The organism is Enterobacter roggenkampii (genome assembly GCF_001729805.1).
Classification (GTDB): domain Bacteria; phylum Pseudomonadota; class Gammaproteobacteria; order Enterobacterales; family Enterobacteriaceae; genus Enterobacter; species Enterobacter roggenkampii.
Window position 1 is genome coordinate 1,838,809 of sequence record NZ_CP017184.1, and the last position, 26,389, is coordinate 1,865,197.

General features: G+C 54.4%; 30 protein-coding genes and 1 other annotated feature. Of the genes, 19 read left to right on the plus strand and 11 right to left on the minus strand.

The genetic code is table 11. From position 1 onward, the window contains the following. The first annotated feature begins 238 nt into the window (after positions 1 to 238). Positions 239 to 796, plus strand: coding sequence for an environmental stress-induced protein Ves (gene ves, locus BFV67_RS08585; protein ID WP_032674587.1), 558 nt, complete (start codon positions 239 to 241; stop codon positions 794 to 796). On the opposite strand, the gene cho is transcribed toward ves, so the two are convergent. Then, complete coding sequence (gene cho, locus BFV67_RS08590) at positions 774 to 1,652, minus strand: excinuclease Cho (RefSeq protein WP_201258624.1); 879 nt, start codon at positions 1,650 to 1,652, stop codon at positions 774 to 776. The two genes, ves and cho, sit on opposite strands and share 23 nt — an antisense overlap. A 115-nt stretch (positions 1,653 to 1,767) precedes the next feature. Further along, the gene (nadE, locus tag BFV67_RS08595) at positions 1,768 to 2,592 is read right to left on the minus strand and encodes an ammonia-dependent NAD(+) synthetase (RefSeq protein WP_008500678.1); all 825 of its coding nucleotides are present in this window, start codon (positions 2,590 to 2,592) and stop codon (positions 1,768 to 1,770) included. Between the two features lie 221 nt (positions 2,593 to 2,813). On the opposite strand from nadE, the gene osmE reads away from it, so the two are divergent. The 7 genes from osmE (at position 2,814) to chbG (ending at position 8,663) form a co-directional block, all read left to right on the plus strand. Then, a complete protein-coding gene (osmE, locus tag BFV67_RS08600; protein ID WP_008500677.1) occupies positions 2,814 to 3,155 on the plus strand; it encodes an osmotically-inducible lipoprotein OsmE in 342 nt (113 codons plus the stop codon). A gap of 284 nt (positions 3,156 to 3,439) precedes the next feature. Continuing rightward, positions 3,440 to 3,757: a PTS N,N'-diacetylchitobiose transporter subunit IIB gene (chbB, locus tag BFV67_RS08605; RefSeq protein WP_008500676.1), complete on the plus strand. Its 318-nt coding sequence runs from the start codon at positions 3,440 to 3,442 to the stop codon at positions 3,755 to 3,757. Positions 3,758 to 3,836: 79 nt separating this feature from the next. Further along, entirely contained in the window at positions 3,837 to 5,195 is a 1,359-nt protein-coding gene (gene chbC, locus BFV67_RS08610; RefSeq protein ID WP_008500675.1) for a PTS N,N'-diacetylchitobiose transporter subunit IIC, read from the plus strand. A gap of 46 nt (positions 5,196 to 5,241) precedes the next feature. Beyond that, positions 5,242 to 5,589 carry a PTS N,N'-diacetylchitobiose transporter subunit IIA gene (gene chbA, locus BFV67_RS08615; protein ID WP_008500674.1) on the plus strand — a complete coding sequence of 116 codons (348 nt, stop codon included), beginning with the start codon at positions 5,242 to 5,244 and terminating at the stop codon, positions 5,587 to 5,589. A gap of 29 nt (positions 5,590 to 5,618) precedes the next feature. Beyond that, positions 5,619 to 6,437, plus strand: a complete 819-nt coding sequence (gene chbR, locus BFV67_RS08620) for a transcriptional regulator ChbR (RefSeq protein WP_069598148.1) — start codon at positions 5,619 to 5,621, stop codon at positions 6,435 to 6,437. Positions 6,438 to 6,546: 109 nt separating this feature from the next. Then, positions 6,547 to 7,902: a 6-phospho-beta-glucosidase gene (locus BFV67_RS08625; RefSeq protein ID WP_023617752.1), complete on the plus strand. Its 1,356-nt coding sequence runs from the start codon at positions 6,547 to 6,549 to the stop codon at positions 7,900 to 7,902. A gap of 11 nt (positions 7,903 to 7,913) precedes the next feature. Further along, positions 7,914 to 8,663: a chitin disaccharide deacetylase gene (chbG, locus tag BFV67_RS08630; protein ID WP_069598149.1), complete on the plus strand. Its 750-nt coding sequence runs from the start codon at positions 7,914 to 7,916 to the stop codon at positions 8,661 to 8,663. Between the two features lie 93 nt (positions 8,664 to 8,756). Here the strand turns inward: chbG and katE are convergent, their stop codons facing one another. After that, positions 8,757 to 11,006, minus strand: a complete 2,250-nt coding sequence (gene katE, locus BFV67_RS08635) for a catalase HPII (protein WP_023343932.1) — start codon at positions 11,004 to 11,006, stop codon at positions 8,757 to 8,759. Positions 11,007 to 11,173: 167 nt separating this feature from the next. Here katE and cedA point away from each other — a divergent pair, with 167 nt between their 5' ends. Continuing rightward, positions 11,174 to 11,449, plus strand: a complete 276-nt coding sequence (gene cedA / locus BFV67_RS08640; RefSeq protein WP_255344119.1) for a cell division activator CedA — start codon at positions 11,174 to 11,176, stop codon at positions 11,447 to 11,449. 48 nt (positions 11,450 to 11,497) lie between these two features. Here cedA and tcyP read toward each other — a convergent pair whose 3' ends face one another. From tcyP to hxpB, 3 genes are all read right to left on the minus strand, one after another. Beyond that, positions 11,498 to 12,889 carry a cystine/sulfocysteine:cation symporter gene (tcyP, locus tag BFV67_RS08645; protein WP_008500667.1) on the minus strand — a complete coding sequence of 464 codons (1,392 nt, stop codon included), beginning with the start codon at positions 12,887 to 12,889 and terminating at the stop codon, positions 11,498 to 11,500. Positions 12,890 to 13,016: 127 nt separating this feature from the next. Next, a complete protein-coding gene (locus BFV67_RS08650) occupies positions 13,017 to 13,607 on the minus strand; it encodes a metal-dependent hydrolase (protein WP_014883483.1) in 591 nt (196 codons plus the stop codon). 101 nt (positions 13,608 to 13,708) lie between these two features. Then, the gene (gene hxpB, locus BFV67_RS08655) at positions 13,709 to 14,380 is read right to left on the minus strand and encodes a hexitol phosphatase HxpB (RefSeq protein WP_023343934.1); all 672 of its coding nucleotides are present in this window, start codon (positions 14,378 to 14,380) and stop codon (positions 13,709 to 13,711) included. A gap of 148 nt (positions 14,381 to 14,528) precedes the next feature. On the opposite strand from hxpB, the gene BFV67_RS08660 reads away from it, so the two are divergent. Beyond that, entirely contained in the window at positions 14,529 to 15,065 is a 537-nt protein-coding gene (locus tag BFV67_RS08660) for a YniB family protein (RefSeq protein ID WP_025911676.1), read from the plus strand. A gap of 36 nt (positions 15,066 to 15,101) precedes the next feature. Here the strand turns inward: BFV67_RS08660 and BFV67_RS08665 are convergent, their stop codons facing one another. The 3 genes from BFV67_RS08665 to pfkB all read right to left on the minus strand — a co-directional run bounded on the left by BFV67_RS08665 (position 15,102) and on the right by pfkB (position 17,397). After that, entirely contained in the window at positions 15,102 to 15,962 is an 861-nt protein-coding gene (locus BFV67_RS08665) for a fructosamine kinase family protein (protein WP_008500662.1), read from the minus strand. Between the two features lie 105 nt (positions 15,963 to 16,067). Further along, complete coding sequence (gene ghoS, locus BFV67_RS08670) at positions 16,068 to 16,358, minus strand: type V toxin-antitoxin system endoribonuclease antitoxin GhoS (RefSeq protein ID WP_021241079.1); 291 nt, start codon at positions 16,356 to 16,358, stop codon at positions 16,068 to 16,070. Between the two features lie 106 nt (positions 16,359 to 16,464). Next, positions 16,465 to 17,397 carry a 6-phosphofructokinase II gene (gene pfkB / locus BFV67_RS08675; protein ID WP_021241080.1) on the minus strand — a complete coding sequence of 311 codons (933 nt, stop codon included), beginning with the start codon at positions 17,395 to 17,397 and terminating at the stop codon, positions 16,465 to 16,467. A gap of 295 nt (positions 17,398 to 17,692) precedes the next feature. Between pfkB and BFV67_RS08680 the strand changes: the two genes are divergently transcribed. After that, complete coding sequence (locus tag BFV67_RS08680) at positions 17,693 to 18,451, plus strand: DUF481 domain-containing protein (RefSeq protein ID WP_021241081.1); 759 nt, start codon at positions 17,693 to 17,695, stop codon at positions 18,449 to 18,451. Positions 18,452 to 18,531: 80 nt separating this feature from the next. Here the strand turns inward: BFV67_RS08680 and yniD are convergent, their stop codons facing one another. Both yniD and yncL read right to left on the minus strand, forming a co-directional pair. Continuing rightward, entirely contained in the window at positions 18,532 to 18,639 is a 108-nt protein-coding gene (gene yniD, locus BFV67_RS24160; RefSeq protein WP_008500658.1) for a small membrane protein YniD, read from the minus strand. A 98-nt stretch (positions 18,640 to 18,737) separates the two neighbouring features. Beyond that, positions 18,738 to 18,938 (minus strand): stress response membrane protein YncL, encoded by a 201-nt coding sequence (yncL, locus tag BFV67_RS24810; RefSeq protein WP_084833288.1) that lies wholly within the window; start codon positions 18,936 to 18,938, stop codon positions 18,738 to 18,740. Between the two features lie 216 nt (positions 18,939 to 19,154). Here yncL and thrS point away from each other — a divergent pair, with 216 nt between their 5' ends. From thrS to ihfA, 8 genes are all read left to right on the plus strand, one after another. Continuing rightward, positions 19,155 to 21,083: a threonine--tRNA ligase gene (gene thrS / locus BFV67_RS08690; protein ID WP_008500657.1), complete on the plus strand. Its 1,929-nt coding sequence runs from the start codon at positions 19,155 to 19,157 to the stop codon at positions 21,081 to 21,083. Positions 21,084 to 21,086: 3 nt separating this feature from the next. Beyond that, entirely contained in the window at positions 21,087 to 21,629 is a 543-nt protein-coding gene (gene infC, locus BFV67_RS08695; RefSeq protein ID WP_023616141.1) for a translation initiation factor IF-3, read from the plus strand. A gap of 97 nt (positions 21,630 to 21,726) precedes the next feature. Beyond that, a complete protein-coding gene (rpmI, locus tag BFV67_RS08700; RefSeq protein ID WP_001124225.1) occupies positions 21,727 to 21,924 on the plus strand; it encodes a 50S ribosomal protein L35 in 198 nt (65 codons plus the stop codon). A gap of 49 nt (positions 21,925 to 21,973) precedes the next feature. Continuing rightward, positions 21,974 to 22,330, plus strand: a complete 357-nt coding sequence (rplT, locus tag BFV67_RS08705) for a 50S ribosomal protein L20 (RefSeq protein WP_000124850.1) — start codon at positions 21,974 to 21,976, stop codon at positions 22,328 to 22,330. A gap of 117 nt (positions 22,331 to 22,447) precedes the next feature. Beyond that, positions 22,448 to 22,572: a sequence feature (Phe leader region), on the plus strand. Next, positions 22,453 to 22,497: a pheST operon leader peptide PheM gene (gene pheM / locus BFV67_RS24170; protein WP_001386830.1), complete on the plus strand. Its 45-nt coding sequence runs from the start codon at positions 22,453 to 22,455 to the stop codon at positions 22,495 to 22,497. Its footprint overlaps the feature before it by 45 nt. 62 nt (positions 22,573 to 22,634) lie before the next feature. After that, entirely contained in the window at positions 22,635 to 23,618 is a 984-nt protein-coding gene (gene pheS, locus BFV67_RS08710) for a phenylalanine--tRNA ligase subunit alpha (protein WP_069598151.1), read from the plus strand. Between the two features lie 15 nt (positions 23,619 to 23,633). Continuing rightward, complete coding sequence (gene pheT / locus BFV67_RS08715) at positions 23,634 to 26,021, plus strand: phenylalanine--tRNA ligase subunit beta (protein ID WP_069598152.1); 2,388 nt, start codon at positions 23,634 to 23,636, stop codon at positions 26,019 to 26,021. 4 nt (positions 26,022 to 26,025) lie between these two features. Next, on the plus strand, positions 26,026 to 26,325 hold the full coding sequence (gene ihfA / locus BFV67_RS08720; RefSeq protein ID WP_003857805.1) for an integration host factor subunit alpha: 300 nt from the start codon (positions 26,026 to 26,028) through the stop codon (positions 26,323 to 26,325). Positions 26,326 to 26,389: the final 64 nt, after the last annotated feature.

Genomic DNA, 26,389 nt, shown 5'->3' on the forward strand with positions numbered 1-26,389 from the left:
CAGGACCGGCGGTTTTTCTTTCCTGCCCTCTTGTCTGCCGCCGCCAGCGCGGTATGCTCCTGTAGTCGCATCAGAGAATGTTTGTAGAGTCATGGCGTTAGAATTTTTATTAACGTTCCGCTAAGGCCTGCCCGCTCTGCTGCCGATACTGTGTTGTGAATACCTAACGATAACAAACAAGACAGCAACGATAGCAATATCCTTGCCCTGGCACGGGTTGTGCCATTCAGGAGTGGTGATGGAGTTCTTTGATATCCGTAAGATGCCGGTCAGCCTGTGGCGCAATGGTGCGGGTGAAACGCGTGAGATTTGTTGTTTCCCTCCCGCAACGCGCGATTTTCACTGGCGCGCCAGTATCGCGACTATCGCCAGCAACGGCGAATTTTCCTCTTTTCCCGGCGTCGATCGGGTAATTACCTTGCTGGAAGGCGGGGAGGTGACGCTGGATGCGGGCCAGGCGTTCTTCCATACCCTGAAGCACCATCAGCCCTACAGCTTTGCCGGCGACCTGCCGGTGAAAGCGCTGCTGGCCGATGGGCGGATGGCGATGGACTTTAACATTATGACCCGTCGCGACTGCTGTCGGGCGAAGGTGCGCGTGGCTGACCGTACCTTTACCACCTTTGGCACACGCGGGGGCGTGGTGTTTGTGTTAAGCGGGGCGTGGCAGCTGGGTGATAAATTGCTGACGGCCGATCAGGGCGCCAGCTGGGAGGAGGGTACCCATACGCTGCGTCTGCTGGAGGCTCAGGGTACCTTATTGTTCAGCGAAATCACGTGGCTGCCAGGCCATTGAGCTCAATGATTTCAAACTTACCGGCCAGCACAGGTTTACAGAGAATTTTGTAGCCATCGTGGTCAAATCCGGCGGGCGTGCGCAGCAGGGTTGCCGCGTCGTTGATATCGTCGACAGCGCCCAGCCAGAGCCAGTTATTGACGATGTGGTACTGGGTCATCGCGTCACCCACTTCTTTGAGCGCAACGGCGCTTTCCCAGGGCCAGCACTTCACGCTGATGGCCGCCAGACCGGCGAGGAGCCGGGCGTGGTGCGCCTCAACGCTCTCTTTCCCACAGCAGGCACCGGCACAGCGCTTCAGCGCGGATCGGAAACAGGCGCGTCCGCGCGTGGTCGCCTCCAGGCCCAAAAGGCTGAAACAAAGCTGGAGCTCGTCCGCCAGCGTCTGCAGCGCCTGAAGTGCCGCACGTTTATTGGCGAACAGTCCATAGAGATTCGGGGCATGAGAAAAATCGACGTCGCGCGCGTAGACGACCTGCGGCTTGCCTTCGTTGATCTGCAGGGAGCAGAGCTGACGGTTGCGGCGCAGGCGCTTGTTGAACAGCGGCTGCTGCTCTTTAATCAAACGCGCTTCCAGCAACAGCGCACCCATTTCTCCTGCCGTCTGGAACCAGGTAATGCGTCGCGACTGGCGCAGCATGGCGGCCTCGTCCGGGGTACGCAGATGGGATAACACCCGACTGCGAATGTTAACGCTCTTGCCGATGTAAAGCGGCAGCGTGTCGCTTTCACCGTGAAAGATGTACACGCCCGGCTGTTTAGGCAGTGCCTCAAGCCAGGGGCGAAGGTGCTCGGGATATTCGTAGATAGCCGCCGCTTCAAACTCAAGACGCGGGGCGGATTGACGCCTGCTCACATACTGCTCCATATACTGTTCAGGCATACAGTGTAGCAGAGAGGGTTTGGTTAAAAAAGAGCCGGGTGGCGGCTACGCCTTACCCGGCCTACAAAACGGGGTTACCGTTTTGCGTTTATTTCCAGAAGTCGTCAAACACCGTAATTGGCGTGTGGCGCTTGTGCTCGGTTTTCAGATACCAGCCTTCGATGATCTTTGCGGTGCCTTCATCCAGCTTTTTGCCTTCCAGATAATCATCAATGTTGTCGTAGGTGACGCCAAGAGCCGCTTCATCCGGCAGGGAAGGGCGATCGTCTTCAAGGTCCGCTGTCGGCGCTTTCTTATACAGATGCTCAGGACAGCCCAGCGCGGCCAGCAGCTGCTTACCCTGACGCTTGTTCAGGCGGAAGATCGGGTTGATGTCGGTGCCGCCGTCGCCGTACTTGGTGAAGAAACCGGTGATCGCTTCGGCCGCATGGTCGGTGCCGACCACGACGCCTTTGGTCATCCCGGCAATGCTGTACTGCGCTTTCATGCGCTCGCGGGCTTTCTCGTTGCCGCGAACAAAATCGCTTAACTCAATGCCCGCTTCGCGAAGCGCCTGCTCGCTTGCCAGCACGGAGCCTTTAATATTGACGGTCAGCACGCGGTCAGGCTGAATAAAGGCGATTGCATCCTGGCAATCCTGCTCGTCCGCCTGTACGCCATATGGAAGACGCACGGCGATAAATTGCAGGGTTTCATCTCCCGTCTCCTCGCGCAGCTCTGAAATTGCCATCTGGCAGAGCTTACCGGTCAGCGTTGAATCCTGGCCGCCGCTGATGCCCAGCACCAGAGATTTCAGGAAAGAGTTCTTCTTTAAATACGCTTTTAAAAAATCCACGCTGCGGCGGATCTCTTCATTTGCATCTACCGCAGGCTTCGCGCCCAGCGCCTGGATAATCTCTTGTTGCAGAGTCATCACGCTCTCCATAAACAGAATGTGTTAACTGTTAAAACTAACCCTTTGGACGTAAAACGACAAGGATCACAGTTTCGAGTGCGCTAATTTGCGCCGTTTTAGCAGGTTATCGTTGTTTTATTAGAATTTTCCGAAATTCGTCTGGCGTAACGCACAAAGTTGAACAATAGTACTTTTTATCCCATGCTTAGATAACACGCTGATAAACAAGAGGACGGAATATGAACAAGAACGTAGCAGGAATTCTTAGCGCAGCGGCGGTACTGACTATGCTGGCAGGGTGTACGGCTTACGATCGCACCAAGGATCAATTTACGCAGCCCGTAGTAAAAGATGTCAAAAAAGGGATGACCCGTTCGCAGGTCGCTGCGATTGCCGGTAAACCTTCTTCCGAAGTCACCATGATTCATGCGAAAGGGACCTGCCAGACCTACATCCTGGGTCAACGTGATGGTAAGGCAGAAACCTACTTTGTCGCCCTGGATGATACCGGTCATGTGATCAACTCCGGCTATCAGACCTGTGCTGAATACGATACTGACCCGCAGGCACCTAAGGCGTAGTCACCCTGCTTGCCTGAGGATGTTAACAAACCGGCCCTGAGGCCGGTTTTTTTATGCATCGGAAAATCTTATTTCTTTTCGCGAATTATTTGCCCGAAATGTGAGGGTAGTCAACAAGCCAGGTCAATGAGAGACAATTTGAGCCTGTTCAGAATTATCCCCTGTCTGTACCATTGCGTATACTCACTCCAACGATAAACAACAGTACGCAAACTACCTGTCTGCCGGGACAGCGAGTCGAGTGAGAACGCGACGGCAGGTAGTCATACAAGAGGGAAATTACGATGGAAAAGAAACATATTTACCTGTTCTGCTCAGCGGGCATGTCAACCTCGCTTCTGGTGTCAAAGATGCGTGCGCAGGCTGAAAAGTATGAAGTCCCTGTGGTGATCGAAGCGTTCCCTGAAACGCTGGCGGGCGAAAAAGGTCAGACAGCCGATGTTGTTTTACTGGGACCGCAAATTGCCTATATGTTGCCCGAAATTCAACGACTGTTACCGAATAAACCGGTCGAAGTGATCGACTCGGGGCTGTACGGCAAGATTGATGGTTTAGGTGTTCTTAAAGCTGCTGTGGCAGCGATTAAAAAAGCTGCTAATTAATTTTTATTTTTCCCGTCAAAGAGTTATTTCACACACAATACGCCGTAACATGCGTTACGGCATTTAAGGGTATTTTCCTATGAGTAAAGTCATCGCTTCACTTGAAAAGGTACTCCTTCCTTTTGCTGTTAAAATAGGAAAGCAGCCTCACGTTAATGCCATCAAAAACGGCTTTATTAAATTAATGCCGTTGACGCTGGCCGGGGCCATGTTCGTTTTAATTAACAACGTTTTTCTGAGCTTTGGTGAAGGTTCCTTCTTTTATTCATTAGGAATTCGGTTAGACGCTTCCACAATTGAAACCCTTAATGGTTTTAAAGCCATCGGCGGCAACGTCTATAACGGTACGTTGGGGATTATGTCGCTGATGGCGCCTTTCTTTATTGGGATGGCGCTGGCAGAAGAGCGTAAGGTGGACCCACTGGCTGCCGGGTTATTATCCGTCGCCGCCTTTATGACAGTGACCCCGTACAGCGTCGGTGAAGCCTATGCTGTGGGCGCCAACTGGTTGGGTGGGGCTAACATCATCTCCGGTATTGTTATCGGCCTGGTGGTGGCAGAGATGTTCACCTTTATTATCCGTCGCAACTGGGTGATCCGCCTGCCGGATAGCGTACCGGCCTCCGTTTCCCGTTCATTTTCCGCGTTGATTCCAGGCTTCATTATTCTCTCTATTATGGGGATTATCGCCTGGGCGCTCTCCCACTGGGGCACAAACTTCCACCAGATCATCATGGACTCTATCTCTACGCCGCTGGCGTCTATGGGTGGCGTGGTCGGTTGGGCGTACGTGATTTTCACCTCTCTGCTGTGGTTCTTTGGCGTGCATGGTTCACTGGCACTGGCCGCGCTGGACAGCGGAATTATGACCCCGTGGGCACTGGAAAACGTTGCACTTTATCAGCAGTACGGCTCCGTTGACGCGGCGCTGGCAGCGGGTAAAACCTTCCATGTGTGGGCGAAGCCGATGCTTGACTCCTATATCTTCCTGGGCGGTACCGGGGCAACCTTGGGTCTGATCATCGCGGTCTTTATTGTCTCTCGTCGCGCAGACTACCGTCAGGTCGCTAAGCTGGCGCTGCCATCAGGCATCTTCCAGATTAACGAACCGATTCTGTTCGGTCTGCCAATCATCATGAACCCGGTCATGTTCATTCCGTTCATCCTGGTTCAGCCGCTGCTGGCCGCTATCACCCTGACGGCGTACTACATGGGCATCATTCCACCGGTCACCAACATTGCACCGTGGACCATGCCAGCGGGTCTGGGCGCCTTCTTCAACACCAACGGCAGCGTTGCAGCCTTCCTGCTGGCGATATTTAACCTCGGAATTGCCACCCTGCTGTACATGCCGTTCGTGGCGATTGCGAACAAAGCCGCCACCATCATTGATGAAGAAGAGAGCGAAGAGGATATCGCCCTCTCACTGAAATTCTAAGATTGACGGCGCGGGGAAACCCGCGCCAGCCACAAGGAGCTTAAAGATGTTAGATTTGGATAATATTGTCGCAGACGACGCCGTCGAGAACGATCTCGAAGAAGTGGTGATGGGGCTTATCATCAACTCCGGGCAGGCCCGCAGCCTGGCCTACGCCGCGCTGAAGCAGGCCAAGCAGGGGGATTTCGCCGCGGCGAAAACCATGATGGAACAGTCCCGCACGGCGCTGAACGAAGCGCACCTGGTGCAGACAAAGCTGATTGAAAGCGATCAGGGCGAAGGGAAGATGAAGGTCAGCCTGGTGCTGGTCCACGCGCAGGATCACCTGATGACCTCGATGCTGGCACGTGAGCTGGTGGCGGAGCTCATTGAGCTTCACGAGAAGATGCAGTAAGTCAGACTGAGTAGCAGGAGGTCAGCACGATGGAAATTAAAACCGCACTTGAACATCAGCTGTTTAATGGCAAAAATTTTCACGTGGTTATCTACAACAAAACGGAGAGCGCCAGTGGTCTGCATCAGCATGACTACTACGAGTTCACGATTGTTCTGACCGGCCGCTACTACCAGGAGATCAACGGTAAGCGCGTTCTGCTTGAACGAGGGGATTTTGTCTTCCTGCCGATGGGATCTTATCACCAGAGCTTTTACGAATTTGGTGCCACCCGCATTCTGAATGTGGGCGTCAGCAGACGTTTCTTCGAGAAGCACTATCTGCCGCTGGTGCCGTTCTGCTTTGTGGCCTCCCAGGTTTATCGCGTCAAAAACGAGTTCATGACCTGGATTGAAACGGTTATCGCCTCGCTTAACTTCCGAGACAATGAATTTGATGAGTTTATTGAAACGGTGACCTTCTACGTGATGAACCGGCTGCGCCATCATCGTGAAGAGCAGCAGGTGACGGATGATATTCCGCAATGGCTGCGCAGCACCGTTGAGCTGATGCACGATAAAAGCCAGTTCAGCGAAAATGCGCTGGAAAATATGGTCTCCCTGTCGGGCAAATCCCAGGAATATCTGACCCGCGCGACGCAGCGTTATTACCGTAAAACGCCCGTGCAAATTATTAATGAAATCCGCATTAATTTTGCTAAAAAACAGCTGGAAATTACCAACTATTCTGTTACCGATATTGCATACGAGTCAGGATACAGCAGCCCCAGCCTGTTTATTAAAACCTTTAAGAAATTGACGTCATTCACACCGAACAGTTACCGGAAAAATTTGACGGTAATTAATTAACTGTCGGCGGATTACCCGCCACGAATATTGCTTTAATGGCTTGCCCAAATAGCGGGAAGAGCACGCTATACCTTGCAGGCGATTAACCTGATACGCTAAGGGAGATATTATGCAGAAGAAATTAAAAGTCGTAACCATTGGTGGCGGCAGCAGCTATACCCCGGAATTACTCGAAGGTTTCCTGAAACGTTATCATGAATTACCGGTCAGCGAATTATGGCTGGTAGACGTTGAGGAAGGTCAGGAGAAGCTGAATATTATTTTCGACCTGTGCAAGCGCATGGTGGAAAAAGCGGGCGTGCCTCTGACCGTGCATAAAACCCTCGATCGTCGTCTGGCGCTGAAAGATGCGGATTTTGTCACCACCCAGCTGCGCGTCGGCCAGCTGAAAGCGCGTGAGCTGGACGAGCGTATTCCCCTGAGCCACGGGTATCTGGGGCAGGAGACCAACGGCGCGGGCGGCCTGTTTAAAGGCCTGCGCACCATCCCGGTCATTTTCGACATCGTCAAAGACGTGCAGGAGATCTGCCCGAACGCGTGGGTCATTAACTTCACCAACCCGGCCGGTATGGTGACCGAGGCGGTCTATCGTCATACGAACTTCAAGCGCTTTATCGGCGTCTGCAACATTCCGATCGGCATGAAGATGTTTATCCGCGACGTGCTGGCGCTGACCGACAGCGACGATCTCTCCATCGATCTGTTCGGCCTGAACCACATGGTGTTTATTAAAGATGTCATCGTGAACGGGGAATCGCGCTTTGCCGAGCTTCTCGACGGCGTGGCCTCAGGTCGTCTGACGGCGGCATCGGTGAAAAACATCTTTGACCTGCCGTTCAGCGAAGGGCTGATCCGCTCGCTGAATCTGCTGCCTTGCTCGTACCTGCTTTACTACTTCAAGCAGAAAGAGATGCTGGCCATCGAAATGGGCGAGTATTATAAGGGCGGCGCGCGTGCGCAGATCGTTCAGAAGGTCGAAAAGCAGCTGTTCGATTTGTATAAAGACCCGAACCTGAACGTCAAACCGAAAGAGCTGGAGCAGCGCGGCGGGGCCTACTACTCCGATGCGGCGTGTGAAGTGATCAACGCCATCTACAACGACAAGCAGGCTGAGCACTATGTCAACGTCCCGCATCACGGCCATGTCGACAATATTCCGGCTGACTGGGCCGTTGAAATGACCTGCATCCTGGGGCGCGAGGGGGCTAAACCGCATCCCCGTATCACCCACTTCGATGACAAGGTCATGGGGCTGATTCATACCATCAAAGGCTTTGAAGTGGCAGCAAGCAACGCGGCGCTGAGCGGGGAACTCAATGACGTGCTGCTGGCCCTGAACCTCAGCCCGCTGGTGCATTCTGACCGTGACGCGGAGCAGCTGGCCAGCGAGATGATCCTGGCGCATGAAAAATGGCTGCCGAACTTTGCCGCCACGATCGAGAAGCTGAAGTTCAAACAGCAATAAGAGGACGCACAATGGAAAACCTGCTGATCGTTAATGCTGATGATTTTGGTCTCTCGAAAGGTCAGAACTACGGCATTATTGAAGCCTGTCGCCGGGGGATTGTGACCTCTACAACGGCCCTGGTTAACGCTGAGGCGGTTGAACACGCGGCGCAGCTGAGCCGCGAGGTGCCAGAGCTGGGCGTCGGCATGCATTTTGTGCTGACGCTCGGGATGCCGCTTTCGCCAATGCCGGGCCTGACGCGCGACGGCCAGCTGGGTAAATGGATTTGGGAACGGGCGGAGCAGGGTGCTCTGCCGCTCGAAGAGATTGCCCGCGAGCTGGAGTGCCAGTTCAACCGCTTCGTTGATGTGTTTGGTCAGGCGCCGACGCACATCGACAGCCATCACCACGTGCATATGATCCCGGCGATTTTCCCGCTTGTCGCCGGGTTTGCACAGCGCAAAGGCGTGGCGATGCGCGTGGATCGCAATGTGCACGGATTGCCGGACTGCGCTGTTAGATCCACTGAGGGGTTCAGTAGCGCGTTTTACGGAGAAGAGATCAGCGAAGCGCTGTTCCTGAAGGTGCTGGATGATTCCGCTGCCCGCGGTGAAACGTCGGTAGAAGTGATGGCGCATCCTGCCTTTGTCGATAACACCGTGCGTAAAAGTGCCTACTGCTGGCCGCGGCTGGCGGAGCTGGACGTGCTGACGTCGGCCTCGCTGAAATACGCGATTGCCGAACGCGGGTATCGGTTGGGGACGTTCAGGGAGCTGTAAGAGTTGCCGGGTGGCGGCTTCGCCTTACCCGGCCTACGAACGACCTGCTAACTCTTGTAGGCCCGGTAAGGCGAAGCCGCCACCGGGCTTTTTTTACGCCGGAATCTGATCGACCTTGCTGCTTCGCGACCAGACGCGGTGCGCGGCGAGCAAATCAAACAGCTTCGTCATGAAGGCATCGTCAACGTTATCGCCCTCGACAATGCCGTCCTCACCCTGATCGGCCACCTTCAGCTGCGCTTTAAACTGTCGCGCATCGCCGGACAGCGCGATCGGTTTCAGGTGCTTATAGGCTTCCAGCAGATAATAGACGGCGTCGCCGTTGGTCAGCAGACTGGCAAGATCTCCGCCTGGCACAATCACCGCATCGACGGTGAGCGATGGCGCACCGGCAAAGGTCGCCGCGACCGGCAGCACAGAACCATCGTCGGCCGTCACCTCACCCATGCGGGAATAGAGCAGTTTGGCATGCACGCCCTGGGTTTTTAGCGCCTGCATGATCCCCAGCACGTCGCTGGCGCGGGTTTTGTCGTTCAGCAGAATGGCAACCACGCGGCCTTTAATCGAGCCGCCCGGCAACGCATACAGGCTCAGCGACGGATCTTTCTTCACGCCGTTAACCTCTTTCGGCGGAGCGAGGTTACGCTGCTCGTCGGTCAGCGTAATGCCCAGGTTGTCCGCGACGCTCTGGGCAAGCTGAACATCAATATGCGCCAGCTGATCGACCACGCGCTCGCGGATGTAGGTGCGCACCACTTTACTCAGCTCAAAGCTGAAGCCGCCGATGATGTGCTGTTGCTCAATCGGCGTCTGGCTGTTCCAGAACAGGCGAGGGTGGGCGTAATACTCGCCGAACGAGGGGCTGCGCTCGCGAATTTTATTGCCATCGATACGCTCCTGATAGGATTCGAATCCACCGCGTTTCGGTCCGGGAGGCGTTTCACGCGGCCAGTTATCGTTGATGGAGTTCGGCTCATAGTTCGCCGGGTTGGTATCAATATCCTGACGGTGCATCCCGTCGCGCTGGAAGTTGTGGTACGGGCAGGTTGGGCGGTTAATCGGAATTTCGTGGAAGTTCGGCCCGCCCAGACGGCTAATCTGCGTATCGGTATAGGAGAACAGGCGTCCCTGCAGGAGCGGATCGTTGGTGAAGTCCAGCCCCGGCACGATATGCCCCGGGTGGAACGCGGCCTGCTCGTTTTCGGCAAAGAAGTTATCCGGGTTGCGGTTGAGCACCATTTTACCCACCAGCTGCACCGGCACCAGCTCTTCCGGGATCAGCTTCGTCGGGTCCAGAAGGTCGAAATCGAACTTAAATTCGTCCTCTTCCGGGATGAGCTGCAGGCCCAGCTCGTATTCCGGGAAGTCGCCCGCTTCAATGGATTCCCAGAGCTCGCGGCGATGGAAGTCCGGATCGCGCCCGGTCAGCTTCTGCGCCTCGTCCCACACCAGCGAGGCTTTACCCGCCACCGGCTTCCAGTGGAAACGGACAAACGTGGCTTTCCCCTCGGCGTTGATCATTCGGAAGGTATGGATGCCGAACCCCTCCATGGTGCGGTAGCTGCGGGGGATCCCGCGGTCTGACATCGCCCACATCACGTTGTGTAAGGTTTCAGGCTGCAGGGAGACATAGTCCCAGAAGGTGTCGTGCGCACTTTGTCCCTGCGGTATGGCCCAGTGGGGCTCCGGTTTTACCGCATGGACAAAGTCAGGAAATTTATGCGCGTCCTGAATGAAAAACACCGGGGTGTTATTGCCCACCAGATCGAAAATGCCCTCTTCGGTATAAAACTTGGTGGCAAAGCCGCGGATATCACGCACCGTGTCTGCCGAACCTGCGCCACCCTGCACGGTGGAGAAACGCACAAAGACCGGGGTAATTTTATCCGGGTCGGAGAGGAAGTCCGCTTTGGTGATCGCCTTCAGGCTCTTGTAGGGCTGAAAATAGCCGTGCGCAGCGGAACCGCGTGCGTGGACGATGCGTTCCGGTATCCGCTCGTGGTCAAAATGGGTGATTTTTTCCCGCAGAATGAAGTCTTCCAGCAGGGTTGGCCCGCGCGAGCCTGCGCGAAGGGAGTTCTGATCGTCAGCAATGCGCACGCCCTGATTGGTGGTGAGCGCAAAACCTTCGCCGCCTTTACGGTGTGGCTCAAGCGATTTCAGCTTCTCGTTTCCCGTATCCGGGGATTTCATGCTTCCCGGTGCGGTAGGCTGTTCGCCAGGGGCTGATGGGCCCGGCGAGGGGCGGTGAGAGCCGTCAGAAGGGGCGAGAGAGTCCATGCCCGGTTGAGATTCTTCAGTGCCATGAATCGGTGATTGATGTGTTTTATCTTTGTTCGACATTGCACGCTTCTCCTTTATCCATTGCTAAAAACCCTATTAAGGATAGAACAATGTCGTGAGATGGCTCGCGAACTAAGAGTTTTCACATGCCAGCATTAACGAAAGGAGCCATCTCACCCACTCGGAGCGCGACGGAAGGCAGCAGGATCGGCTATCATAGAATTTTCCTGCTTCAAGAATTTGCTTTAGTGAATCCGTCGCTTATGAAACCTCTTCGTCAACAAAACCGCCAGGTTATTAGCTATGTGCCCCGCGTTGAGCCCGCGCCGCCAGACCATGCCCTGAAAGTGGATGGTTTTCGCGATGTGTGGCAGTTACGGGGGAAATTCGTGGCCTTTGTGCTGATCGGCGAGCATTTCCGTCGCTCTCCCACCTTTACGGTGCCGGAGTCCGCACAGCGGTGGGCGATGCAGATCCGCCAGGATGAAGAGGTTGAAGAATAACAGCCATAAAAAAACCGCCTGTTGGCGGTTTTTTTATATCTACAGCGATTAACGATGCGCCAGTTCGGCGTCGTCTTCACTTTCCAGAATCGCTTTGTCGGTCTGCTTCAGCCACTGGCTGGTCAGCGTACCGGCGGTCATGGAGCCGCTGACGTTCAGCGCGGTACGGCCCATGTCGATCAGCGGCTCAACGGAGATCAGCAGCGCGACAAGCGTCACAGGCAGGCCCAGCGCAGGCAGCACAATCAGCGCGGCGAAGGTTGCACCGCCGCCAACACCCGCAACGCCTGCGGAGCTTACGGTAACAATCCCGACCAGCGTGGCGATCCAGACTGGATCCAGCGGGTTAATGCCGACTGTAGGAGCAACCATTACCGCCAGCATCGCCGGATACAGACCCGCACAGCCGTTCTGACCAATAGTGGCACCAAAGGAGGCAGAGAAGCTGGCGATGGATTCAGGCACGCCCAGACGACGAGTCTGTGCTTCAACGTTCAGCGGAATAGACGCGGCGCTGGAACGGCTGGTGAAGGCAAAGGTCAGTACCGGCCAGACCTTACGGAAGTATTTCAGCGGGCTGACGCCGTTCACGCCCAGCAGGATGCCGTGCACCACGAACATAATGCCAAGGCCCAGGTAAGAGGCGACAACGAAGCTGCCCAGCTTAATGATGTCCTGCAGGTTAGAGCCGGCAACCACTTTGGTCATCAGCGCCAGCACGCCGTAAGGGGTGAGCTGCATGACCAGACGAACCAGCTTCATCACCCAGCTTTGCAGGGTATCAATCGCGGTCAGCACGCGTTCGCCTTTTGGCGCATCGTCTTTCAGCAGCTTCAGCGCCGCCACGCCCAGGAACGCGGCGAAAATAACCACGCTGATGATGGAGGTTGGGCTCGCACCGGTCAGGTCAGCAAACGGGTTCTTCGGAATGAAGGAGAGCACCATCTGCGGCACGGTCAGGTCAGCTACTTTACCCACGTAGTTGGTCTGAATCGCAGTCAGACGCGCCGTTTCAGCGGTCCCCTGAACCAGACCCTCTGCGGTCAGGCCAAACAGGTTAGTGACCAGCACACCCACCAGCGCGGCAATCAGCGTGGTGAACAGTAGCGTACCAATGGTCAGGAAACTGATTTTTCCCAACTGGGTCGCGTTATGCAGGCGGGCAACGGCGCTCAGAATAGAGGCGAACACCAGCGGCATAACGATCATCTGCAGCAGCTGAACATAGCCGTTACCGACAATGTTGAACCACTGAATGGAATCTTTCAGTACTGGATTATCGGAGCCATAAATAGCCTGTAATGCCAGACCAAATACGACACCCATGGCCAGACCAACCAGCACCTTTTTCGCCAGGCTCCACTGTTTATGGCGAGCCTGCGCGAGAAGCAATAGCAATACAACGAACACAACGACGTTCGCGATGAGTGGAAAATTCATCCCCGTTCTCCTGATTTATTATCGGGTCGGTTTTTACCGATCCTGTTGGCGGAAGGTTAGCAGAAGTGTGATGTCGCGCTTATATCCAAATGGAATGGGTTATGACAAATGGGATAGTTTTGTTGGTTTACTGTTCAATCTGGTGGTGAATAAAGCGATTGAACTGAAATTGTAGCGAATTAATCATCTGGGAAGACCAGCGGACTGCACTGTTTTCGGGCAACGTTTGCGGCATCCAGACGGCGTAAGCAAACAGCGCCATGCACAAGACGCGCTCAAGCTGGTTCCCTTTCTGCGGTGCCAGGATAGGAAAACGGAAGCGCCAGCGGCAGGGCCACAGCAGAGGTACGCCCGCGGGCGTCAGCATATCGGCCAGAATATGGCTCAGATAGCCCAGCACCATCCCCTGAATGGCATCGGCGGGGACGATCCAGCTTTCGGGCACTTTTAAATAGAAAAGCGTCAGCAGGCCAAACACGGCCAGCAGGCTGTGCGTAAACCCCCGGTGGCCGAACGCGCGGGCGATGGGTTTTGACACCCACTTCAGGCGCTGACCGAGGAAGGACTTGGGATGGTCAATATCGGGCAGCAGACAGGTCAAAACGGCGGAAGGGACGATATGCCACCAGTCCCCCTGTGCCAGCACGGGGGTGAGTTCAGCGTTTTTGGCAAATACTGCGCACGCGATAGAAAAAAGCAGGTGGCCTTCCGCCGTCATGATAAAACCCATAAAACTGTCAATTCATACAGTATAGGGTTTTTGTACAGTAGGCGGAAGAGGTGACGGTGTAACTGTTTGTCACAAACCGGAGGAGGGGCTTAACCGCCCCGCAGGTGATGCGCCGTGAGTTCTGCCAGTGAAATCAGCTTCGCATCGGCAAGGGCAAACCGGGGATCGTGGCGGCCTTCTTCCGCAGGCACCACAATGGAGCGCATCCGCGCGGCTTTAGACGCTATCATGCCGTTAACGGAATCTTCCAGCGCAACGCAGTTGAGGGGATCCACGCCGAGCTTAGCGGCACAGTCGAGATAGACCTGCGGGTGCGGCTTGCTGTAAGGCAATTTCTCAGCGGACGCCAGCGCGTCGAAACTGTCGCGCAGTTCAAACATGATGAGCACTTTTTCCAGCATATGCAGCGGTGACGCCGAGGCCAGGCCGACCTTGAGCCCCTGGGCTTTACACAGCGCGACGGCCTCACGTACGCCGGGCAGCAGCGGCTTGCTCTCTTCTACCAGCGAAATGGCGCGGCTGATAATGCGCGCGGTCACTTCATCACGACCCGGTCCAGCCCACGGCTGTTGGGCAAACCACAGGTCAACCACCATATCGATGCGCAGGCCCAGCGTATCGGGAAGTTCATTACGGCGGCTGATGTCCACGCCCAGGCTGGCCATGACCTCCAGTTCGGCGCGATCCCACAACGGTTCGGAATCGATCAGTAATCCATCCATGTCAAAAATTGCGGCAAGAATTTGGCGCGGTGTCGACATCACAACGTCTCCTTATCCAGGGTGTTCGACAGACGATAAGTGCTAAGCACACTCTGCAATTTAGCATATTGCTTTTAAAGAGCGGGCGAAATTGATGACCAGCAGGTAGACTTAGGCACAAATAACGCGTCTTTATGAAGAGGAACTGATGACGTATCAACAAGCTGGACGCATTGCGGTCTTAAAACGTATTGCTGGCTGGGTGATTTTTATTCCTGCCGTCATTTCTACGCTGATTTCTGTACTCAAATTTATGTACGATCACAGCGAAAAACAGCCGGGTATCAATGCAGTTATGCTTGATTTTGCGCATGTGATGATTGAGATGATGCGTTTTAATACGCCATTCTTGAATGTCTTCTGGTTTAACTCACCGACCCCGGATTTTCAGCATCAGCTGAATATCGGCTTTTGGGTGATCTACGCCCTGATCTTTGTTGCGCTGGCGCTGCAGGCCTCTGGCGCGCGAATGAGCCGTCAGACGCGCTTCTTACGCGAGGGCGTTGAGGACCAGCTCATTCTGGAACAGGCCAAAGGCCCGGAAGGCATGAGCCGGGAGCAGATTGAATCCCGCATTGTTGTGCCGCGCCACACCATTTTCCTGCAAATCTTCCCGCTCTATATCCTTCCCGTGACTATCATTGTGGCAGGATACTTCTTCTTCTCACTGCTCGGTTTTCTGTAACCGATACGGGTGGCGGCAAAGCCACCCGTTCGCGTCTCAGGCGGCAAGCATGCGCTCAAGCGCCCGCTGGGCGTTAACCAGGTGTTCCCCACCAAAAAGTATGGCGCGGTTCATCAGCGTATAAAGCTGATACACCGGTTGACGATCGAGGAAGCCGGGCGGCAGGGGCGAAACCGACTGATACCCGTCGTATATCTGCGGCGGTTGTTCAGGATGCAGCGGCAGCATGGCAAGATCGCACTCACGGTCGCCCCAGTAGCAGGCCGGGTCGAAGATATAGGGGCCGTTGGGCCCCAGCGCGCAGTTATCGGACCACAAATCACCGTGGAGCAGAGACGCCTGAGGCTGGTGGGAGGCCAGGCGCTGCTGCACGTGCTCGACGATGGCATCAATATTGCCAAACTCCAGCCCTTTCTCGGCGGCAAGCTCAAGCTGCCAGCCAATGCGCTGCTCGGCAAAAAACGTCGACCAGCGACGCTGCCAGGCATTGGGCTGTGGCGTGGTGGAGAGATCGTTGTCAAAATCAAGGCCAAACTGCGGCTGGTCGCTCCACTGATGGAGGCGCGCTAGCTGCTGGCCAAGAATGAAAGCGTTATGGGCATCCAGCGGACGGGCGGGGAGATATTCCATGACCAGAAAACTGTAATCGCGGTCGCTACCGACGGCCAGAACCTGCGGGACCGTCACCGTTTTACTGCGCGACAACAGCTCCAGCTGATCGGCTTCGGCGGTAAATATCGGAAGCAGCTCGCGTTCATCGCATTTTACGAAGAGATCGCGCCCTGCGTAGCGTAAATGCCACGCGGCGTGGATCTCTCCGCCTGGCAGTTCGTTACGCAGTTCAATTTCACCTTCACCCAGCTGCTCACTTAAAAGATGACTGATAGCCTGCCACATGTTGACTCTCCCATGTTGTCTGCCAGATCATAAAGTTAGCGCATTATTGCGGTAAAAAAATACGAACTAACGCACACCTGAGCGGTTTAATTTCATACAGGGCACTTATTGTTCTTTTTTCTGCCAGCTTTCCCAGGTGTCGACGTCAATTTCGGCTGGCTTGTCGGTCACACTTTCCACCAGGCTGGCGGCCAGCGCATGGACCTCTTCTTTATTAAGCGCGCCGATCAGGCCAAATGTCAGAGTGCCTAAATCATGAATATTGCCTTCGTCATCCGTCAGGGTGAGGAGAAAATTAGCCCGGGTGAAGGCATTGTTGAGCTCATTTAGCTCGGTAAGCGATGCCTCATGAAGGTTGACGGTTACGACATAACGAGTGATGTCACCACTGCTCATAATTCACCTCATTGTTATCATGGAAGTTTTCTTAGCATAGTCGATAGTTTGCGTTTGGCGACTCGGGGATGACGTTCCCCTTCATGCAGATGAAGGGGAACAGACGTTAATTTCGGGACAGGTAATCGACGATTTTTTGCGTATCGGCCAGCGAACAGAGGCGCGTGCCCTGGTTGATGGTGGCGGCGCTACCCGCCGCCACGCCGTAGCGCGTCATCTCCAGCAGTGACGCACCCTGCGCAAGTTTAAGCGTCATCGCACCCACCATGCTGTCACCCGCGCCAACCGTGCTCTGGCTCTTCATCGGCGGTGGAACAACCTGAACGGACGACGTTTCATCGACGGCCAGTGCCCCCTGCGGACCGAGGGAAACCACCACGCGTCGCGCTTTGCCACTGCGTACCAGCTCCTGCGCGGCGGTGCGCACATCGTCAGGCTGCGTCAGTTCGCGGTTGACCAGCGCGCTTAGCTCTTTCTGGTTGGGTTTGACCAGCTCAAGATTGCCCGGCACTAAGGCCGCTTGCAGGGCCTCGCCGCTGCTGTCGACGATGCAGCGAATACCGCGTTGCTGCGCCGCCTGAATCAGCGCGGTTAATTTTTCCGTACTGACGCCGGGCGGCAGGCTGCCGCTGACCACCAGCAGCGCGCCGCTTTCTATCGTCAGCACTTTCTCTTCAAGCTGACGAAACTCGTCATCGGTGAGTTTCGCGCCCGGCATGACAAACCGGTACTGCTCGCCGCTGGATTCCACGTGAACATGCAGGTTTTGCCGCGTCCAGTCTTTCGCCTCGACGGTCTCTACGGCCACCTGTTCATCTGCCAGCAGGGAGACCAGATGTTCACCGGTAGCACCGCCTGCGGGGAAAATGGCCGTGGCTTTGCCGCCGAGGTGGGTAATGGCGCGCGCCACGTTGATACCGCCACCGCCGGGCTCAAAGACCGGGGCGCTACAGCGCAATTTACCTTCCGGATAAATCTGCGGCGTCAGGGTGGCGGAATCAAGGGAAGGGGAGAGCGTCAGGGTGTAGATAGGAACCATCATTACCTCCTTTTAGCATGGGTTCCTTTTAGTCTGGCACCATTTGTCAGGAAGGCAATGTAAATAACAGTATGATTTTAAATATGAATAGTGAATAAAAGTGAGGCCGGAGACATATAAAATAAAACGCTTTTTGGGATCGTTCTTATTCAAAAAATGAAATAAGAAAACATTGCTATGTTATTTGCGGCTTTTTATAATTTGTTACCTTTCTCTGGACGCCTTGTCATTGATCCTCAAGAAAGATTCCGGGACCGTGTGGTCTCTTTTTTTGTTGTACGGACTCCTTAATAAAATGAAGCTTTTAAAGACAGTGCCCGCTGCACTGATGCTGGCGGGTGGCGTGTTTGCGGCTATGAACGCGACCGCCGATGATTCCGTTTTTACTGTCATGGACGATCCCTCCACCGCGAAAAAACCGTTTGAAGGTAACCTGAACGCGGGGTACCTGGCACAATCCGGTAACACCAAAAGCTCTTCTCTGACGGCGGACAGTACGCTCACCTGGTACGGTAATACCACCGCCTGGTCTCTGTGGGGTAATGCCAGCAATACGTCCGCTAATGACGAACGCTCTTCCGAGAAATATGCGGTAGGCGGACGTAGCCGTTACAACATGACCGACTATGACTACCTGTTTGGTCAGGCAAGCTGGTTAACCGACCGTTACAACGGTTATCGCCAGCGTGACGTGTTCACGGCGGGTTATGGTCGTCAGTTCCTGAACGGTCCGGTACACAGCCTCCGTTTTGAATTCGGTCCCGGTGTGCGTTATGACGAGTACACCAATGGCGATACCAAAACCCAACCGCTCGGTTACGCTTCTGGTACCTATGCCTGGCAGATGACTGATAACACCAAATTTACACAGGGTGTTTCTGTATTTGGTGCCGACGACACGACGCTGAACTCTGAGACGGCGCTCAACGTGGCCATCAACGAACACTTTGGTCTGAAAGTCGCCTACAACGTGACCTGGAACTCTTCACCACCAGAGTCTGCACCGGATCATACCGACCGCAGAACCACGGTTTCACTGGGTTATAGAATGTAATGAAGACGGGCCGATGATCATGTCGGCCCGTTTATTCTCTCTGATCTTGTGACGTCCCTTCTGATGAGCTCTACTCGCCCCTAACCCCAAATCATCGCCGCCCAACGGAGTAACAGCATTGCGCCGCAGATGGCAATCAGCACCAGCACCATTTTCCAGTGTTTTACGGCAAATCGTTTTGTTGGCATAACCTAATCCTTGTTCGTTGATATCCACAGTCTACCAAACAGGGCCTGAATATGCCCCTTCGCAGGAACGATTGGGTTATGCCAGCGTAGGGGGCGGTTCAGAACCAGTGGAATCGTTCGGCGAGAATCAACAATAAACCTGTGGCGGAAAGGATGTTCAATATCACAACCGTTCTACTGGATACGTTCATGGTATGCACCTTTGGGTTTAAAGACCTGTTCAAGAGTAGCCCTGCATTTCTAAATTGCGAGCGCCGGGAATATGCAACCTGCAAATTCCTGCGAAAGTGCCAGCACATCAATCTGCCAGCAGAGGGTGCAATCTCCCTTTTGTTAGTGTTAACATTGCAAGGCTTGCCGTATATCCGGCGTTGTCTGATTTTCCGGCAGGTGAATGATGACGAACCAATTTGACGATTGTTGGTCAGATGGTGTCGTAATCTATTGTCAAATCACGATTATTTTCTTTGTATATGCTCTTATGTGTGGGGCATCACTGCAAATAAGGATATAAAATGCCTGTAATTACTCTTCCTGATGGCAGCCAACGCCATTTCGACCGCGCTGTTAGCCCAATGGATGTTGCCCTGGACATCGGTCCTGGTCTCGCGAAAGCGACCATCGCCGGCCGTGTCAACGGTGAGCTGGTGGATGCCTCCGATCTGATCGAAAACGATGCGACACTGGCCATCATCACCGCAAAAGATGAAGAAGGTCTGGAGATCATTCGTCACTCCTGCGCGCACCTGTTGGGCCATGCCATCAAACAGCTGTGGCCAAACACCAAAATGGCGATCGGTCCGGTTATCGATAATGGTTTCTACTACGACGTTGACCTTGACCATACCCTGACTCAGGAAGATATCGACGCGCTCGAAAAACGTATGCACGAGCTCGCCGAAACGAACTATGACGTCATCAAGAAGAAAGTCAGCTGGCACGAAGCGCGTGAAACCTTCGTGAAGCGCGGCGAGAGCTATAAGGTCTCGATTCTTGACGAAAACATTTCGCATGATGACAAGCCTGGCTTGTACCATCACGAAGAATACGTCGACATGTGCCGTGGACCGCACGTGCCGAACATGCGCTTCTGTCATCACTTTAAGCTGATGAAGATCGCAGGCGCCTACTGGCGCGGCGACAGCAACAACAAGATGTTGCAGCGTATCTATGGTACCGCATGGGCCGATAAAAAAGCCCTGAACGCTTACCTGCTGCGCCTGGAAGAGGCGGCGAAGCGTGACCACCGTAAAATCGGCAAGCAGCTTGACCTGTACCACATGCAGGAAGAAGCGCCGGGTATGGTGTTCTGGCATAACGACGGCTGGACCATCTTCCGTGAACTGGAAACCTTCGTACGCTCCAAGCTGAAAGAGTACCAGTATCAGGAAGTGAAAGGCCCGTTCATGATGGACCGTGTGCTGTGGGAAAAAACCGGCCACTGGGACAACTACAAGGATGCGATGTTCACCACCTCGTCTGAGAACCGTGAATACTGCATCAAGCCAATGAACTGCCCGGGCCACGTTCAGATCTTCAACCAGGGTCTGAAATCCTACCGCGACCTGCCGCTGCGTATGGCGGAGTTCGGTAGCTGCCACCGTAACGAGCCATCAGGTGCGCTGCACGGTCTGATGCGCGTGCGTGGCTTTACGCAGGATGATGCGCATATCTTCTGTACCGAAGATCAGGTCCGTGATGAAGTTAACGCCTGTATTCGTATGGTCTACGATATGTACAGCACCTTTGGCTTCGAGAAGATCGTGGTCAAACTCTCAACGCGTCCGGAAAAACGTATCGGTAGCGATGAGACCTGGGATCGCGCAGAAGCGGATCTCGCCGTGGCGCTGGAAGAGAACGGCATTCCGTTCGAATACCAGCTGGGCGAGGGCGCATTCTACGGTCCGAAAATTGAATTTACCCTGTATGACTGCCTCGATCGCGCATGGCAGTGCGGTACTGTACAGCTGGACTTCTCCCTGCCGCAGCGTTTAAGCGCCTCTTATGTTGGCGAAGACAACGAGCGTCAGGTGCCGGTAATGATTCACCGCGCCATTCTCGGTTCTCTGGAGCGCTTCATCGGCATCCTGACCGAAGAGTTCGCCGGCTTCTTCCCAACCTGGCTTGCGCCGGTGCAGGTGGTGGTGATGAACATTACCGATTCTCAGGCAGATTACGTTAAAGAATTGACGCAGAAACTACAAAATGCGGGCATTCGCGTAAAAGCAGACTTGAGAAATGAGAAGATTGGCTTTAAAATCCGCGAGCACACTTTACGTCGTGTCCCGTATATGTTGGTCTGTGGTGATAAAGAGGTGGAAGCAGGCAAAGTTGCCGTTCGCACCCGCCGTGGTAAAGACCTGGGCAGCCTGGACGTAAGTGAAGTGATTGAGAAGCTGCAACAAGAGATTCGCAGCCGCAGTCTTCAACAACTGGAGGAATAAGGTATTAAAGGCGGAAAACGAGTTCAAACGGCACGTCCGAATCGTATCAATGGCGAGATTCGCGCCCAGGAAGTTCGCTTAACAGGTCTGGAAGGCGAGCAGCTGGGGATTGTGAGTCTGAGAGAAGCAATCGAAAAGGCTGAAGAAGCTGGAGTAGATTTAGTTGAAATCAGCCCTAACGCCGAACCGCCAGTTTGTCGTATCATGGACTACGGCAAGTTCCTTTATGAAAAGAGTAAGTCTTCTAAGGAACAGAAGAAGAAGCAAAAAGTTATCCAGGTTAAGGAAATCAAATTCCGTCCTGGTACCGACGATGGCGATTATCAGGTAAAACTCCGCAGCCTGATTCGCTTTCTGGAAGATGGCGATAAGGCCAAGATCACACTGCGTTTCCGCGGTCGTGAGATGGCCCACCAACAGATTGGTATGGAAGTGCTTAACCGCGTCCGTGACGATTTGAGTGAACTGGCAGTAGTCGAATCCTTCCCTACGAAGATCGAAGGCCGCCAGATGATCATGGTGCTCGCTCCTAAGAAGAAACAGTAAGGCCTTCAAGCAGCAAAATCTGTGGAGCCTTCGGGTTTCATAGGTTTTGTTCGCCTATGTTTCGTTTATTTAACAATGCGAAGTGGAAGTTATTAAAATGCCAAAAATTAAGACCGTACGCGGTGCTGCTAAGCGCTTCAAAAAAACCGGTAAAGGTGGTTTTAAGCACAAGCACGCTAACCTGCGTCACATTCTGACTAAGAAAGCTACCAAGCGTAAACGTCACCTGCGTCCAAAAGCCATGGTTTCTAAAGGCGATCTGGGCCTGGTCATCGCGTGCCTGCCGTACGCATAAGTCGTTTCGTTTAACTTTTTTAACTTAGAATAGATACAGGAGAGCACACATGGCTCGCGTAAAACGTGGTGTAATTGCACGTGCACGTCACAAGAAAATTTTGAAACAAGCTAAAGGCTACTACGGTGCGCGTTCACGCGTATACCGCGTTGCCTTCCAGGCTGTTATCAAAGCAGGTCAGTACGCTTACCGTGACCGTCGTCAGCGTAAGCGTCAGTTCCGTCAACTGTGGATTGCGCGTATCAACGCAGCAGCACGTCAGAACGGTATTTCTTACAGCAAATTCATCAACGGCCTGAAAAAAGCCTCTGTTGAAATCGACCGTAAGATCCTGGCTGACATCGCAGTATTCGACAAAGTAGCGTTCACCGCTCTGGTCGAAAAAGCGAAAGCAGCACTGGCATAAGCCAGTTGAGAGAGGGGGCCTGGCTCCCTCTTTTCATATAACCCTGTAAGAAGATTGACATTTACCCGTGCAGGCTTTTCAATAAGGTCTCAACGGTTTTTACCCAACAAGGTAACGCAAGCATGAATGCTGCTATTTTCCGCTTCTTCTTTTACTTTAGCACCTGACTTCAGGAGGCTAGCGCGTGAAAGATGAAACGAAAAACAGCGCCAGATAAGCCTCCCGATGGAGGCTTTTTTTGTGCCTGAATTTGAGAGAATAACTCCACCAAATCGGTGTCTGCACCGACATAATGAGGAAAATCATGTCACATCTCGCAGAGCTGGTTGCCAGTGCAACAGCCGCCATTAATCAGGCCTCAGATGTTGCCGCGTTAGACAATGTCCGCGTCGAATATCTTGGGAAGAAAGGGCACCTGACCCTTCAAATGACAACCCTGCGTGAGCTGCCGCCAGAAGAGCGCCCGGCAGCGGGGGCGGTGATTAACGAAGCCAAAGAGCAGGTACAGCAGGCGCTGAACGCACGCAAAGCCGACCTGGAAAGCGCGGTGCTGAATGCGCGTCTGGCCGCAGAGACGATCGACGTTTCTCTGCCGGGTCGCCGCATCGAGAACGGCGGTCTGCACCCGGTTACCCGCACCATCGATCGCATTGAAAGTTTCTTCGGTGAGCTCGGCTTTACCGTGGCGACTGGCCCGGAAATTGAAGATGATTACCACAACTTCGATGCTCTGAACATTCCTGGCCATCATCCGGCACGCGCTGACCACGACACTTTCTGGTTCGACGCGACGCGTCTGCTGCGTACCCAGACCTCCGGCGTTCAGATCCGTACCATGAAGGATCAGGCGCCGCCAATCCGTATTATCGCGCCGGGCCGCGTCTATCGTAACGACTACGATCAGACCCACACCCCAATGTTCCACCAGATGGAAGGTCTGATTGTTGATAAAAACATCAGCTTCACCAACCTGAAAGGCACGCTGCACGATTTCCTGAACAACTTCTTTGAGGAAGATCTGCAGGTTCGTTTCCGTCCGTCCTACTTCCCATTCACCGAACCGTCTGCGGAAGTTGACGTGATGGGCAAAAACGGCAAATGGCTGGAAGTGCTGGGCTGCGGCATGGTGCATCCAAACGTCCTGCGCAACGTGGGTATCGATCCGGAAGTTTACTCCGGCTTCGCCTTCGGTATGGGCATGGAGCGTCTGACCATGCTGCGCTATGGCGTCACCGACTTACGTGCATTCTTCGAAAACGATCTGCGTTTCCTCAAACAGTTTAAATAAGGGCAGGACAGAACAATGAAATTCAGTGAACTGTGGTTACGCGAGTGGGTGAACACCACGCTGGACAGCGACGCGCTTTCTAACCAGATCACCATGGCAGGTCTGGAAGTGGACGGCGTTGAGCCGGTTTCAGGGGCATTCAACGGCGTGGTCGTCGGCGAAGTGGTAGAGTGCGGTCAGCACCCTAACGCGGACAAACTACGCGTAACAAAAGTAAACGTAGGCGGTGACCGTCTGCTGGATATCGTCTGCGGTGCGCCAAACTGCCGCCAGGGGCTGAAAGTGGCCGTGGCGACCGTCGGTGCGGTACTGCCGGGCGATTTCAAAATCAAAGCGGCTAAGCTGCGCGGCGAGCCGTCTGAAGGCATGCTGTGTTCCTTCTCCGAGCTGGGTATTTCCGACGATCACAACGGCATCATTGAGCTGCCGCTGGATGCGCCAATCGGCACCGACATCCGCGAATACCTGAAGCTTGATGACAACACCATCGAAATCAGCGTCACGCCAAACCGCGCTGACTGCTTAGGGATCATCGGCGTGGCGCGCGACGTTGCCGTGCTGAACCAGACCGCGCTGAACGCGCCGGAGATCGCCCCGGTTGAAGCGACCATCAGTGACGTGCTGCCTATCCAGGTTGACGCTGCGGATGCCTGCCCGCGCTACCTCGGTCGCGTGGTGAAAGGCATCAACGTGAAAGCGCCAACCCCGCTGTGGATGAAAGAGAAGCTGCGCCGCTGCGGTATCCGCTCTATCGATGCCGTGGTTGACGTGACTAACTACGTTCTGCTGGAACTGGGCCAGCCAATGCACGCCTTCGATAAAGATCGTATCGAAGGCGGTATTGTGGTGCGCATGGCGAAAGAGGGCGAAACCCTCGTTCTGCTGGACGGCACCGAAGCGAAACTGAACGCCGACACCCTGGTGATTGCTGACCACAGCAAAGCGCTGGCAATGGGCGGTATCTTCGGAGGCGAGCATTCGGGCGTCAACGACGAAACGCAAAACGTCCTGCTGGAGTGCGCGTTCTTCAGCCCGCTTTCCATCACTGGTCGCGCACGCCGTCACGGACTGCACACCGATGCGTCCCACCGCTACGAGCGCGGCGTGGATCCCGCGCTGCAATACAAAGCGATGGAGCGTGCGACTCGCCTGCTGATCGACATCTGCGGCGGCGAAGCGGGCCCGGTTATCGACGTCACCAACGAAGCCACGCTGCCGAAGCGTGCGACCATCACCCTGCGTCGCAGTAAGCTGGATCGCCTGATTGGGCACCACGTTGCCGACGCGCAGGTGACCGATATTCTGAAGCGTCTGGGTTGCGACGTAACCGAAGGCCAGGACGAGTGGAAAGCCGTTGCGCCGTCATGGCGTTTCGACATGGAAATTGAAGAAGATCTGGTGGAAGAAGTGGCCCGTGTTTATGGCTACAACAACATCCCTGACGAGCCTGTGCAGGCAGGTCTGGTGATGGGCACCCACCGTGAAGCCGACCTGTCCCTGAAGCGTGTGAAAACCATGCTGAACGACAAAGGCTATCAGGAAGTGATCACCTACAGCTTTGTTGATCCAAAGCTGCAGCAGCTGATCCACCCGGGTCAGGAAGCGCTGATCCTGCCAAGCCCAATTTCCAGCGAAATGTCCGCGATGCGTCTGTCCCTGTGGACGGGCCTGCTGGGCACTATCGTTTACAACCAGAATCGCCAGCAAAACCGCGTGCGAATTTTCGAAAGCGGTTTGCGCTTTGTACCGGATAATCAGGCAAATTTAGGCATCCGTCAGGATCTCATGCTGGCTGGCGCCATCAGCGGTAACCGTTATGAAGAGCACTGGGACCTGGCAAAAGGCACGGTTGATTTCTACGATATGAAGGGCGATCTGGAAGCGATTCTGGATCTGACCGGTAAATTATCTGAAATTGAATTCCGCGCAGAAGCCATTCCGGCCCTGCATCCAGGCCAGAGCGCCGCCCTCTATTTAGACGGCAAACGCATTGGTTTTATTGGGGTTGTTCACCCTGAGCTGGAGCGTAAACTGGACCTGAATGGCCGTACCATCGTGTTTGAGCTGGAATGGAACCTGGTGGCAGACCGCGTGATTCCTCAGGCTCAGGACGTCTCCCGCTTCCCGGCAAACCGCCGTGATATCGCGGTTGTGGTCGCGGAAAATGTGCCCGCAGCAGATATTTTGGCCGAATGTAAGAAAGTTGGCGTAAATCAGGTAGTTGGCGTAAACTTATTTGACGTGTACCGCGGCAAGGGCGTAGCAGAGGGCTTTAAGAGCCTGGCTATCAGCCTGATCCTTCAGGATACCAGCCGTACACTCGAAGAAGAGGAGATTGCCGCTACCGTCGCCAAATGTGTAGAGGCATTAAAAGAGCGATTCCAGGCATCATTGAGGGATTGAACCTATGGCGCTTACAAAAGCTGAAATGTCAGAATATCTGTTTGATAAGCTTGGGCTTAGCAAACGGGATGCCAAAGAGCTGGTAGAGCTGTTTTTCGAAGAGATCCGTCGTGCTCTGGAAAATGGTGAGCAGGTAAAACTCTCCGGCTTTGGCAATTTTGATTTGCGAGACAAAAACCAACGTCCGGGCCGCAACCCGAAGACGGGGGAAGATATTCCCATTACAGCCCGCCGCGTGGTGACCTTCAGACCCGGCCAGAAGTTAAAAAGCCGTGTCGAAAACGCAACGCCCAAAGCAGAGTAATATGAACTAACTAAAAAGGCCGCCCACGCGGCCTTTTTTCTTTGCGCTCTCAGGCAAACCCGCC